The sequence below is a fragment of the Clostridium estertheticum genome (assembly GCF_018861295.1).
Lineage (GTDB): Bacteria > Bacillota > Clostridia > Clostridiales > Clostridiaceae > Clostridium_AD > Clostridium_AD estertheticum_D.
Map to the genome: position 1 here is coordinate 37,114 of NZ_JAHLDM010000021.1, position 12,245 is coordinate 49,358.

Annotated in this window: 14 protein-coding genes and 1 riboswitch; of the genes, 13 read left to right on the top strand and 1 reads right to left on the bottom strand. The window is 30.2% G+C overall.

The genetic code is table 11. The annotated features are described in order from the left end of the window. The first annotated feature begins 242 nt into the window (after positions 1 to 242). The 8 genes from KPL54_RS18150 (at position 243) to KPL54_RS18185 (ending at position 6,598) form a co-directional block, all read left to right on the top strand. Positions 243 to 1,349, top strand: coding sequence for an alanine racemase (locus KPL54_RS18150; protein ID WP_216107900.1), 1,107 nt, complete (start codon positions 243 to 245; stop codon positions 1,347 to 1,349). 89 nt (positions 1,350 to 1,438) lie between these two features. Further along, positions 1,439 to 1,531: riboswitch (NiCo riboswitch) on the top strand. 2 nt (positions 1,532 to 1,533) lie between these two features. Further along, positions 1,534 to 1,752 carry a hypothetical protein gene (locus KPL54_RS18155; RefSeq protein ID WP_216107956.1) on the top strand — a complete coding sequence of 73 codons (219 nt, stop codon included), beginning with the start codon at positions 1,534 to 1,536 and terminating at the stop codon, positions 1,750 to 1,752. A 26-nt stretch (positions 1,753 to 1,778) separates the two neighbouring features. After that, positions 1,779 to 2,054: a hypothetical protein gene (locus tag KPL54_RS18160; RefSeq protein ID WP_216107901.1), complete on the top strand. Its 276-nt coding sequence runs from the start codon at positions 1,779 to 1,781 to the stop codon at positions 2,052 to 2,054. A 55-nt stretch (positions 2,055 to 2,109) separates the two neighbouring features. After that, positions 2,110 to 2,520 (top strand): hypothetical protein, encoded by a 411-nt coding sequence (locus tag KPL54_RS18165; protein ID WP_253203568.1) that lies wholly within the window; start codon positions 2,110 to 2,112, stop codon positions 2,518 to 2,520. A gap of 53 nt (positions 2,521 to 2,573) precedes the next feature. Then, on the top strand, positions 2,574 to 3,740 hold the full coding sequence (locus KPL54_RS18170; RefSeq protein WP_216107902.1) for an AI-2E family transporter: 1,167 nt from the start codon (positions 2,574 to 2,576) through the stop codon (positions 3,738 to 3,740). Positions 3,741 to 3,872: 132 nt separating this feature from the next. Next, positions 3,873 to 4,625: an NYN domain-containing protein gene (locus KPL54_RS18175; protein ID WP_216107903.1), complete on the top strand. Its 753-nt coding sequence runs from the start codon at positions 3,873 to 3,875 to the stop codon at positions 4,623 to 4,625. 215 nt (positions 4,626 to 4,840) lie between these two features. After that, positions 4,841 to 5,617 (top strand): 4,5-DOPA-extradiol-dioxygenase, encoded by a 777-nt coding sequence (gene ygiD, locus KPL54_RS18180; protein WP_216107904.1) that lies wholly within the window; start codon positions 4,841 to 4,843, stop codon positions 5,615 to 5,617. A gap of 87 nt (positions 5,618 to 5,704) precedes the next feature. Then, positions 5,705 to 6,598 carry a cation diffusion facilitator family transporter gene (locus KPL54_RS18185; protein WP_216107905.1) on the top strand — a complete coding sequence of 298 codons (894 nt, stop codon included), beginning with the start codon at positions 5,705 to 5,707 and terminating at the stop codon, positions 6,596 to 6,598. A 33-nt stretch (positions 6,599 to 6,631) separates the two neighbouring features. On the opposite strand, the gene KPL54_RS18190 is transcribed toward KPL54_RS18185, so the two are convergent. Then, a complete protein-coding gene (locus KPL54_RS18190) occupies positions 6,632 to 7,276 on the bottom strand; it encodes a helix-turn-helix transcriptional regulator (protein ID WP_216107906.1) in 645 nt (214 codons plus the stop codon). A 149-nt stretch (positions 7,277 to 7,425) separates the two neighbouring features. On the opposite strand from KPL54_RS18190, the gene KPL54_RS18195 reads away from it, so the two are divergent. The 5 genes from KPL54_RS18195 to KPL54_RS18215 all read left to right on the top strand — a co-directional run bounded on the left by KPL54_RS18195 (position 7,426) and on the right by KPL54_RS18215 (position 12,236). Further along, positions 7,426 to 8,070: an HD-GYP domain-containing protein gene (locus KPL54_RS18195; RefSeq protein WP_216107907.1), complete on the top strand. Its 645-nt coding sequence runs from the start codon at positions 7,426 to 7,428 to the stop codon at positions 8,068 to 8,070. 51 nt (positions 8,071 to 8,121) lie between these two features. Continuing rightward, positions 8,122 to 8,553: a flavodoxin gene (locus KPL54_RS18200; protein WP_216107908.1), complete on the top strand. Its 432-nt coding sequence runs from the start codon at positions 8,122 to 8,124 to the stop codon at positions 8,551 to 8,553. Positions 8,554 to 8,586: 33 nt separating this feature from the next. Continuing rightward, positions 8,587 to 9,198, top strand: a complete 612-nt coding sequence (locus tag KPL54_RS18205) for a DUF3793 family protein (protein ID WP_216107909.1) — start codon at positions 8,587 to 8,589, stop codon at positions 9,196 to 9,198. 394 nt (positions 9,199 to 9,592) lie between these two features. Further along, positions 9,593 to 10,906 (top strand): aspartate kinase, encoded by a 1,314-nt coding sequence (locus KPL54_RS18210; RefSeq protein ID WP_253203569.1) that lies wholly within the window; start codon positions 9,593 to 9,595, stop codon positions 10,904 to 10,906. Positions 10,907 to 10,946: 40 nt separating this feature from the next. Beyond that, entirely contained in the window at positions 10,947 to 12,236 is a 1,290-nt protein-coding gene (locus tag KPL54_RS18215) for a homoserine dehydrogenase (RefSeq protein WP_216107910.1), read from the top strand. Positions 12,237 to 12,245: the final 9 nt, after the last annotated feature.

The following is a 12,245-nucleotide window of genomic DNA, read 5'->3' on the forward strand; positions in this document are numbered from 1 at the left end:
CTTCTTTATTGGTATTTATTTTTTTCATTTAAGTCTATTATAACATTTAATGAATAGCTTATAAATTAATACATAATAGTATCGGTTTTTTAAATCTTATAGTAACAATTGATGAAATTAAATATATAGTGAAATTAGACCATTAAAATGCAATAGAAGGTTAATTTTATAAGATTATTTAAATAATTTTTATTATAGGGTATACTGTTAAGGAAAGAAAGATCTTTTAAGGGAGAACAGGTATGAATAAAAAAGCTTATTCAGATATTAAATATCCAATACTTGAAATAAACCTAAAAAAAGTATATGAAAATGTGAAAAGCATGGTAGAGTTATGTAACAATCGAGGTATAAGTATTGCTGGAGTAGTTAAGGGGTTTAATGCAATACCTGAGGTATCTATGCAATTTGTAAATGCAGGGTGCACATATATAGCAAGTTCAAGAATGGATCAAATAATTAAACTAAAGGAATATGGGTTAAATAAGCCTTTTATGATGCTTAGAATTCCAATGTTTAGTGAAATAAAAAAACTGGTTGAATTTGCACAGGTTAGTTTAAATTCTGAAATGGAGACACTTAATATGATCCAAAAGGAATGTGAATTGCAAGGGAAAAAGCATAAGGTAATTCTAATGATTGACCTTGGAGATTTAAGAGAAGGGGTATATGACCAAGATGAAATTATTAACTTAGCAATGCACGTAGAAAATCATCTTAAAAATGTTGAATTGTATGGGATAGGAACAAATTTAGGTTGTTATGGAGCTATAGTTCCAACAATTGAAAATTTAGGAAGGCTTTGCAGTATTGCTGAAATAATTGAAAGTAAAATAAAAAGAAGACTTGATATAATTTCTGGAGGTGCTACAAGTTCATTACCGTTAATAATAGATGGTAAAATGCCTAAGAGAATAAATAATTTAAGAGTAGGCGAGGGGATACTATTAGCAGAGGATTTAGAGAAATTTTGGGGATATGATATGAAACATATGCATAAGGATATCTTTGTATTAAAGGCACAGATTGTTGAAATAAAAAATAAACCTACACACCCTATTGGGATAGTATTTATTGATGCTTTTGGGACTAAACCAACTTATGAGGATAATGGTATAAGAAAAAGAGCCCTACTTGCAGTGGGAAAACAGGATTTTGGATTACATGATAAGCTAATTCCACAAAAACAAGGTGTTAAAATTATAGGAAGCAGTTCTGATCACTTAATTGTAGATATTGAAGAGTGTGATATAGAACCTAAATTAGGAGATATACTTGGCTTTTTAATGTATTACCCACCAATGATGTATTTAACTGAAAATCCTAGCATCCCAAAGGTTTTTATATAAGAATCTTTGGTAAAGCAAATGATATATATTGACATGAAAAAATATATATGGTAATCTTAAAAAAATCTCTTTGCACTGCATACAAAGCTACAGTACAAACTGAGCAGGCGATGAACTTTAAAAAAAGTTCGTGGGGCTGGGCCTAAAAGGCAACAGGATGGTTATATACCTGTGGGACAGTTTATTGTTCTACGGTTTTTTTATACCCATTTCTAGAACATATCTGAAGATTGCAATGCAAAAGAGGTACAAGCGATTCAGGGTTTCAAGGGAAGCTGCATATATAATTCTTCTTGATGATAATTTTTCAACTAATGTGGATACAATAAAAGATGGTAGACAAATTTATGATAATATAAGAGAAGGGGTATCAAAATATGAGTTCTTCATCAAGTTCATCTAACGGCAATCATTATAGAAGAGGAAATAATGGAAGTATATCTTATTGACTTTGGTTTGGCAAGATGGGCAGATAACAATAAATATCCCTATGATTTAGACTTTTCTTATTTAGGTGAGTTTTTACTATTTTTACTTTACTCTTCCTTTGAAACAAAAGAAAAGCATAAAAAATTACCTTGGTATAAGGAATTAAATCTAACAAATAAACAAAAGCTGTTTTTGAAAAAATTATTAGGACTTGAGAAAGTCTATGAGAATATTGAGGATATTAAAATGGATTTTACAAATGTGTTTGGAGTTTAAATTATTATTAAACAAATGTTAATATTTATGGGACTCGTAAGGGGGGAATTATATTATGCAAACAAGAGCTTTATTTGGATTTTTAGGTTGGGTAACAGTTATATGTTTTGGTATAGCAATTTCAAATTATTTCGTGAAGTTTATTAATAAAAAATATATTAGTAAATTTGGAAAAGAAAAAAAGTCAATAGTAGAGTTATATAGAAAGTTAATGAAAATAATTATTAAATATCATAAGCTAGCAGGTACAATAGCAATAGTTACTGTATTGACTCATTTTATCATTGCTTTTTCAGCAGGTCGCATTAGTATAACTGGAATAGTTGCGGCATCATTTATGGTCATCATATTCTTTTTAGGTGTTTATGGTGTTTTTATAAATAAAAATCGTAAAGGTATGTGGCTTAAAGTTCACCGCACTATGGCATTTGTATTATTATTAGCTATAGTAATTCATGTTATATAAATATTACTTAAATAACATAACTTTAAAAAATAATTACTGAGGAGAATATAAATTTGAAAGACAAGTTAGATAAAAAGTATCTTGAATGTGTATTGTATGTTGTGCTAGGGGCAACCCTAATATTTATAAGTTATAATGTAGTCTTTAATTTCAAAGTATTATTTACAAATACCATTGGTATAATAAATGCTATAGCTTCAATTATATCGCCACTTATTGTTGGTTGTATAATTGCTTACCTACTATATCCGTTATCAAAGATTATAAATACTTTTTTAGTTAAGTCACTAAAACTCAAATATAAGTCACATTTGATAAGCATTTTGTTAACATATTTAGTAGTGATTTTATTAGTTGTTATACTTATTTATAGTATATATGCGATGATTGGCGGGCAAATTAGCAGTAATCAAACCTTATCGGTTATGTTTGCAACTATAACAGATTATATAAAACGATATAATGAATTCTTTGATTATATTAACAAGAAAATTACGCAGAGTGGTCTTTCACTTGATATAAAAGGTTATTTATCTCAAGCTATAACGCAAGTATATTCATATTTATCGGTCTCTATAAATAGCATTATTATGTTATTTGCAGGTATAGGTAATATGCTTGTGAATAGTTTTATTGGCTTATTTATTTCTTTTTATTTATTAAAGGACCATGATTTTTTTAAAAAGCTTTATATAAATTCTGTGGGGCTTATAATGAGAGAAAGAAGGTTTAACAGCCTTAATAAAACTCTATTTGAAATTAATGATATTATATCTAGCTTTATAAGGGGGCAATTGCTTGATGGGTTAATAGTTGGCTTAATTAGCAGTATTGGACTATCAGTTATAGGTCTTGATTTTGCTTTTCTTATAGGGTTAACGGCAGGTATCGCTAATATCATACCTTATGTTGGTCCACTAATTGGTTGTATTCCAGCCATTATTATTGGTCTTCTTAGTCCAAATCCAATTATGGCTTTATGGGCAGTTCTTCTACTGCTTGCAGTTCAGCAACTTGATAGTGCTGTTATATCACCAAAAGTTGTAGGAGACAGTATGGGACTTCATCCAATATTCGTAATTATGGCAATAACCATAGGGGGTTCAATAGCAGGTATAATGGGAATGCTTTTATCTGTACCTATTGCTGGTATAATAAAATTATTTATAATGAAGATTATAACAAGGCATTCAGAGGTTAAAAACATGGAAGGTAAGTAGATACAAGATACATATGTGTATTTTAGAAACAAAGAAGGAATATTTAGAATCTTGTAGAATCTTATATTATAATGCACTAATTAATAGAGTTGCACTATAATAAGTTAAAGAGATTAATGTAAAGGAGAAAAAATGGAGAAAGATAAGAAAATTGCAGTTTTGATTGATGCTGATAATGTATCTGATAAATATATAAAGTATATCATTGATGAAATCTCGAATCATGGGACACCTACGTATAAAAGAATTTATGGAGATTGGACTAAACCTCAACTAGCTTCATGGAAAAATGTATTGCTTAATTATTCTATAAGCCCAATACAACAATATAGCTATACTACAGGTAAAAATTCAACAGATGCAGCACTTATAATAGATGCTATGGACATACTCTATTCAAATAATGTTGATGGATTTTGTATAGTATCTAGTGATAGTGATTTTACTAAACTAGCAGCTAGACTTCGGGAAGCTGGTATGTATGTTATTGGTATGGGAGAAAAGAAGACTCCTACGCCGTTCATATCTGCTTGCGAGAAGTTTAAGTATCTTGAAGTATTAGCATCGATGGCACCAAAACATACTGAGGTACCTAGTACTAAGGGAACACAAGCTCAAGAAGATTTAAAGGGTGGTATGATAAGTTCTATTAAATTAGTAGAGGCTATTAAAACCATTATAACTGAGATTTCAGATGAAGATGGTTGGGCATTTTTAGGAGAATTAGGTAGTACTCTTAATAAAAGGTATCCAGACTTTGATACTAGAAATTATGGTTATACAAAACTTACACCATTTGTTGCATCTCTAAATATTTTTGAGATTAGGTCAACAAAAACTAGTAATCCAAGTATAAGTCTTAAATATATCAGAAACAAAGAGTAATATTGAGTAACCATAAAAAGGTTTTCATTGAAAAGTATAAATATTTTTTATATAATTGAATTGTTAAAAGGGAGTAGTTATAACAATAAAGTCAACATACTGGTGTATATAACACCTGGCTTTATGACCTTAAAGGTAACGAGACTTTTAGCATAATTCTTTTGAATTATGTTAAGGGTCTCTTTTTTTATTATACAAATAGGGGGTAATTTATAATGAATAAAAAAATGCCAGTATTATTTATTGGGCACGGAAGTCCTATGAATGCAGTATTAAATAATGAATATACAGAGGCTATTAATAAATCAACGCAAAATATACCAAAACCAGAAGCGATTTTAGTGATCTCGGCCCATTGGGAGACTGAGGGTACATTTATTACATCATCAGATGAACCTGAGCAGATTTACGATTTTTATGGGTTTCCAGATGAACTATATAATCTTAAATATAATCCTACTGGATCTAGAAAATATGCACAGATTGTAGCTGAGGAACTTAAGGATTCGCATGTAATGCTAACAGAAAAATGGGGACTAGACCATGGTGCTTGGGCTGTACTATCGCATTTGTATCCTAAGGCTGATATACCAGTATTTCAAATGAGTCTGAATAAATTAGGTGATGAACAGTATCATTATGATCTTGGTAGAAAACTTTCGAAACTTCGTGAAAAAGGAATTTTAATAATAGGAAGTGGAGATATAGTCCATAATTTAGGAATAATGGACTATGATATGAATGCAACTCCATTTGAATGGGCGTCTGAATTTGATAATTACATTTGTGATGCTATTGTAAATAGAAAGCATGATAATATTATAAATTATCAAAAAATAGGGGGAAGTGCCAAGTTATCGGTACCTACAAAGGAACACTATTTACCATTACTCTATATAGCTGGAATACAGGATGAAGAAGATGAAGTTAATTTTATATATAAGGGTATACAACATAGTTCTATGTCTATGACAAGTATACAAATAGGATGAAAACAAGGGGGAAATAAGTAAAAAAACACGTTGAAATAGACAATAATATCATTTTGTTAAATAGTATATAAATCTAGGAGTGAAAACATGGAAGAAAAATATAATAATTTAAAAATTGCAGAAAGAGGCGCTCGTATAAGTATTCTTGCTTATATAGTACTCTCTGCATTAAAGCTAGGAATTGGATATTTATCTAGTTCAAAGGGTCTAACAGCAGATGGACTAAATAACACAACAGATATAGTTTCTTCACTAGCTGTATTAATTGGATTAAAAATATCGAGAAAGCCTGCGGATGATGATCATCTTTATGGTCATTTTAGAGCGGAGACTATGGCATCACTTATTGCCTCCTTAATTATGATAGTGGTAGGTCTGAATGTTTTATATAATGCAGCCAATTCTATTATCTTCTTTAAAGCGCAGGTTCCAGACTTAAAGGCAGCTTTAGTTGGTATTGTTTGTGCTGTAGCGATATATTTTGTCTACCGATATAATAAAAAGGTTGCTATTCAGATAAATAGTTCAGGGCTTATGGCTGCTGCTAAAGATAATCTTTCAGATGCCTGGGTTGGTATAGGTACATCTGTAGGTATTATTGCTTCTCAATTTGGATTGCCTTGGGTAGATCCACTAGCTGCGGTTCTAGTTGGCATATTAATTGTAAAGACTGGTTGGGATATTTTAAGGGAGGCAACGCTTAACTTAACAGATGGTTTCGATAAGGAACAATTAGATAATATAATTGAATGCATAAATGAGGTTTCAAGAGTTAGAAAGGTTAAGGATGTCCGGGCTCGCATTAATGGAAACAATATTTTTCTTGATATAATAGTAGTAGTTAGCGCGGATTTAAGCGTCGTTGAAGGCCACAATATCACGGAAGAGATTGAAGGAAAATTGGAAAGTGAGCTTAATATTACTGAAGCAGTGGTCCATGTAGAACCTGAAATTAAATCAAATCAAAATGGTGTAGAATAAAATCTGCACCATTTTTTTTAATTCAGAGGATAATTAATGTTCCCTTTTTCTAAATCCATTAGGAGAGACACCCAGATATTTTTTGAAAGTGGTGCAAAAATGACTTTGACTATTAAATCCAGATTTAAAAGAAATCATTTCTAGTGGATAAGAAGTGTTGTCTAAGAAATCTTTTGCTCTATTAGTTCTACATATATTTATGTACTCGCAAAATTTGAATCCAGTACTCTCTTTAAAAAGATAACACAGATAGTTGCTGCTGATATGAACATGGTTTGCAACTTTTTCTAGAGTTATCTTTTTTTCAATATTTGAGTGAATATAGCTCAAAGCATGTTTTATGATTTTATTCTCAGATATTGTTTTACCCTTATGCAAAATTTCAATGTAGCTTTTAATTATTTGTTCTCCTAAGGAAATTAAGTCATCTTTCGTATGATGAGTATCCATAAGCTTAAGATTTTGATAACATAAATCCTCCAAGGTTATTGAGGGGTTATTGCAAAAATAGGTATATATAAAGATATTAATTGAATAGAGTAATTTTTTTAATTCATTTGTGTTATTAGATGAAGATAAAAAAACATTTATCTTGTTTGTGTATATATTAATTGAAGTTTCTAAGTTATTATTTCCGATGTTTAAAGCAAGATCTGTGTGATTGAGTAAATTTTTCATAATATCTCCTTAATATTTTAAAAAAACATAGTAATAATGTTAAATAAATCTAATATAAAACTATTATAATATAAATAAGAACGATAATCAATATCAATACGAAATAATGTAAAATGAATTTTAGAAAAATGCGACTTAGGAGATATGAAATGCTTGGAAAATTATTATCTGAATTTAGAAATAAAGAAGTATATCATGACATAATTGAAAGCTTAGTCGCAGCTCTTGAAGCCAAAGATGCTTATACGAGTGGTCATTCACAAAGAGTTTCAAATATGGCATATAAACTTTCAAAAGGTCTAGGAATAAAGGGTGTTGAACTTCAAAATATAGATATATCAGCTCATCTGCATGATATAGGGAAGATAGGAGTTCCAGATAAAATTTTAAATAAGAATGGAAAACTATTGCCTCACGAGTGGGAATATATAAAGATGCATCCTAAAATAGGTTTTGATATTTTAAACAAATCAAAGGGATTAAAGTCTATAAGCAAAATCGTTCTCTATCATCATGAGAGATGGGACGGTAAAGGATACCCAAAAGGACTGTCTGGAATTGATATACCGCTCGGGTCAAGAGTAATTGCAGTATGTGATTCTATTGATGCTATGACATCTGTAAGACCTTATAGACAGGCTATGGGGTTTGAAGAGTGTATCAAAGAAATTACTATTAACTCAGGATTAATGTTTGATCCTGTGATAGTCCAATATATTGAAGAAAATATAAATGCAGTAAGAAAATTTTTAGAGCCTAAAAACACTATATTTAGACGGTGTTTATATAGATGAAACAATAGTTATATGAATGTACATAAAATTATATATGAGGAGGAAAAGAATATGAAAAATGTAGTAGTTATTTATTGGAGTGGAACAGGAAATACAGAGGCTATGGCTGAGGGTATTGTGGATGGTGCAAAAAAAGTTGAAGATGTTAATGTTAGATTAATTAATGTGTTTGATGCAAAAGCGGAGGATGTAATAAATGCAGATGCTGTGGCTTTGGGATGCCCATCTATGGGGGCAGAGCAACTTGAGGAAGGAGAAATGGAACCATTTATTGAATCAATTGCTAGTATCGTAACAGGTAAAAGTACAATACTATTTGGTTCTTACGGATGGGGTAGTGGAGAATGGATGGATAATTGGCAAGAAAGAATGGAAGGGTATGGTGCAAAGCTTATAGCAGATGGACTTATAATTAATAATGATGCTGATAAGGAAGGCATTGAAAAGTGCAGGGAAATTGGTGAACTTTTAGCAAAAGGGTAAGAAAAATTTTAAAAAAATTAATGGAGGGTGTTTATGGGATTAGAAGAGTTAAGAGGATTACTTGCTATTGTAAATGAGTATGATGATTTGGAGTATTTGTTTTCAGTAATAATACGAAATGCAGCACCAACTATAAAAAAACATAAGACATCCTCTTTAATTAATTTTAGTAATAGTAATAGAAACTTAAACAACATATGGGAAAAATATAAAAATGAAGTGAAAGAAAAACTAGATATTGATTATTTTGAATTAAAAAAGGATACAACAAATACATTTGTATTATTTTATAATAAAGAAAAAATGAAGTTAAGTATAAAAGATAATAAAAACATGTTATTTTTAAAAAGATTTGGATACACTGAAAATATGAATATAAAACAGTGTTTAATATTATTAGGGAAAAGATTCCGGGAAATATGTCCTCATGAGATTGGAATATTTTTGGGATATCCGCTAGAGGATGTAGTATCTTTTGTTGACTGTCCAAATGCGAAGTGCAAGATGGTTGGGTATTGGAAGGTATATCATGATATTGAAAAAGCTGAAATTATCTTTAATAAATATAATGAGATAAAAGCTACTATTATAAAATTAATGATAAAAGGTATGAAACCAACTGAGTTACTAAAACAAGCACAATAAATTGGTGAATTTCGTATCCAGTAAATATATATAATGTTATAATCAAATAAACAAAAAAGCTGTGAAGTGTTACTTCGCAGTTTTTTTGTTAAGGTAAAGGGTGACTTCGCTTTAAATTATTAATAAATATCAGTTTTTCATATAATAATTTGAAATTAAAATCAAATAAACCAAAAAAAACAGAATATTTCGCCAAAAGGCATAAAAATTATGTGACATTTTGGAAAAAACGAGTATAATGAATTCAATACTAATTTACGATGTTAATATAGTTATAAAATAAGTTCAAGTATGTTATAAGCTGATGAACTTTTTTATAAAAGGTAATATAGGGTTGCCTTCTATAAGTTGTAATTCATAACTTTTTAAATTAAGACAGTAGGGGGTAAAAATTATGCAAGTTAAAGTTTCAAAATTTGGTGGTAGTTCATTATGTGATAGTGGACAATTTCAAAAAGTAAAAGATATTGTTTTATCAGATGATATGAGGTGTTATATTGTACCTTCAGCTCCAGGTAAGAGAAGTAAAAGTGATTATAAAATTACAGATCTTTTGTATTTGTGTCATCAACATGTTGAAAAATCGCTGCCATTTGATGAATTATTCAAATTAATTGAAGAAAGATATATTAGTTTGTGTAGTGAATTAAAGCTTTCCATTAATATGTTAGAATATTTAAGGATCCTTAAGAAAAAAATAATTGATGGTGCTTCAGAAGACTATGTTGCAAGCAGGGGGGAATATTTAAATGCATTAATGCTTGCTGAGTATTTGGGGTATGAGTTTGTTGATGCTGCTGAGCTTATTGTTTTTACAAAAGATGGACGATTAGATGAAAAAGCAACATACGCTGCTATAGATATTAGATTATCAAAAGTTAAGAAAGCGGTAATTCCGGGATTTTATGGCGCGTCTAGTGATGGAAAGATAAGAACCTTTTCAAGAGGTGGTTCTGACATTACTGGGGCAATAATTGCTAAAGGGGTAGGGGCAGTAGTTTATGAAAATTGGACTGATGTGTCAGGTTTCTTAATGGCAGATCCAAGCATTGTTAATAACCCTAAACCTATTAAAGAGGTAACATATAAAGAACTTAGGGAATTATCATATATGGGGGCACATGTTTTTCATGAAGAAGCAGTTTTCCCTGTTAAGAATGAGGGGATTCCAATAAATATAAAAAATACTAATAAGCCAGAAGAAAAGGGAACCTTTATTTTAAATGATAAAATAGAAGTAAAATCCGGTAATATTACAGGTATAGCAGGAAAAAAAGATTTTACAGTAATTGCTATAGAAAAGACGCTTATGGATAAAGATATAGGATATTGTAGAAGGGTTCTTACAGTTCTTGAAAGTAATTGTGTAGCATTTGAGCATATGCCATCAGGGATAGATTCCATTTCACTAGTAATTGATGATTCTGAACTAGAAAATAAAATTGATAAAATATTAGAAGAAATTGAAAAACAGTGTAATCCAGATTCAATAATAGTACATCCTAATATGGCATTGATAGCAGTTGTTGGAGAAGGAATGATAAAAACTAGGGGTATATCTGCCAGAGTATTTAGTTCATTAGAAAAGGATAATATAAATATTAGAATGATAAATCAAGGGTCCAGTGAGATGAGCATAATTGTTGGTGTAGAAAACGAAGATTTCGAAAGTGCAATAAAGGCAGTGTATAAGGCATTCGAAAATTAAAGCATTGAATAAGGAAGTTATATTTAAGGAGGAAATTAATATGGAAAAGGTAAAGATAGCAATTTTAGGTTTTGGAAATGTTGGAACAGGCGTGTGGAAGATATTACAAGAAAATCGGAAAGAAATAATGAAACGGTCAAATTATGATATAGAGGTAGCTAAAATATTAGTCAGTGACATAAGTAAGAAGAGAGAAATTGAATTGCCTAAGGGTGTATTAACAAATAATATTGATGATATTATTAATGATGATAGTATAAAAATTGTAGTTGAACTTATTGGTGGACGTGGCCAGGCTAAGGAATATATGATAAGAGCTATGAAAGCTAAAAAACATATTGTAACTGCAAATAAATTAGTTGTTGCAAATTGGGGCGAAGAGTTATTTAAAATAGCAGAAGAAGAAAATGTTCTGTTTTATTATGAAGCAAGTGTGGCTGGTGGAATACCAATAATACGAGAAATTAATGAGAGTCTTACAGCTAACAGAATTGAGCAGATAATTGGAATTATAAATGGAACAACTAATTATATATTAAGTAAAATGACAAACGATGGAATTAGTTTTGATGAGGCATTAAAAGAGGCTCAAGATAAGGGGTACGCAGAGGCTGATCCAACATCTGATGTTGATGGCTTTGACGCTGTATATAAGCTTGCTATAATGGCTTCGCTAGCATTTGGAACTAAGGTTGATCATGATTGTATTTATAGGGAAGGTATAAGGAATATAAGCGCTGTAGATATAGAATATGCGCAAAAGTTCGGTTATACAATAAAACTTTTAGCAATAGCTAAGGAAGAAAATAATAAGTTAGAGCTTAGAGTACATCCAACGTTAATACCATCAAACCACCCAATGGCAAATGTAAATGATGCGTTTAATGCGATCTTAATAAAAGGAAATGCAGTTGGAGAACTAATGTTATACGGAAAAGGAGCAGGAGATTTGCCAACTGGTAGTGCAGTTGTAGGTGATATAATATCTATACTTCGAAATAATGTAAAGCCTTCTGATTTAAAGGCTATTAGTGGTGAGGAAGATTTTAAAGAAGTTAAAAACTCGGATGAAAACGAATCAGAATTTTATATAAGGCTTAATGTTAAAGATAGGGCCGGAGTTTTAGGAGATACGGCGAAAATATTTGGGAAAAATAATGTTAGCATCACATCCCTTACTCAAGATGTAGTTCATAAAGAGTATGTATTACTAGCATTTATTACACATAAAAGTTCAGAAAGAAATATAAGAGAGTCACTTAAGAAAATAAAAAAACTAGAATATGTTAATGAAATAGAAAGCATAATAAGAATAGAATCATTTAATTAATATTATAAG

Bases quoted from the DNA above. Each gene is read 5' to 3' on its own strand.
- KPL54_RS18150 (WP_216107900.1), top strand. From the start codon at position 243: ATGAATAAAAAAGCTTATTCAGATATTAAATATCCAATACTTGAAATA.
- KPL54_RS18160 (WP_216107901.1), top strand. From the start codon at position 1,779: ATGGAAGTATATCTTATTGACTTTGGTTTGGCAAGATGGGCAGATAAC.
- KPL54_RS18165 (WP_253203568.1), top strand. From the start codon at position 2,110: ATGCAAACAAGAGCTTTATTTGGATTTTTAGGTTGGGTAACAGTTATA.
- KPL54_RS18175 (WP_216107903.1), top strand. From the start codon at position 3,873: ATGGAGAAAGATAAGAAAATTGCAGTTTTGATTGATGCTGATAATGTA.
- ygiD (WP_216107904.1), top strand. From the start codon at position 4,841: ATGAATAAAAAAATGCCAGTATTATTTATTGGGCACGGAAGTCCTATG.
- KPL54_RS18185 (WP_216107905.1), top strand. From the start codon at position 5,705: ATGGAAGAAAAATATAATAATTTAAAAATTGCAGAAAGAGGCGCTCGT.
- KPL54_RS18190 (WP_216107906.1), bottom strand. From the start codon at position 7,276: ATGAAAAATTTACTCAATCACACAGATCTTGCTTTAAACATCGGAAAT.
- KPL54_RS18195 (WP_216107907.1), top strand. From the start codon at position 7,426: ATGCTTGGAAAATTATTATCTGAATTTAGAAATAAAGAAGTATATCAT.
- KPL54_RS18200 (WP_216107908.1), top strand. From the start codon at position 8,122: ATGAAAAATGTAGTAGTTATTTATTGGAGTGGAACAGGAAATACAGAG.
- KPL54_RS18205 (WP_216107909.1), top strand. From the start codon at position 8,587: ATGGGATTAGAAGAGTTAAGAGGATTACTTGCTATTGTAAATGAGTAT.
- KPL54_RS18210 (WP_253203569.1), top strand. From the start codon at position 9,593: ATGCAAGTTAAAGTTTCAAAATTTGGTGGTAGTTCATTATGTGATAGT.
- KPL54_RS18215 (WP_216107910.1), top strand. From the start codon at position 10,947: ATGGAAAAGGTAAAGATAGCAATTTTAGGTTTTGGAAATGTTGGAACA.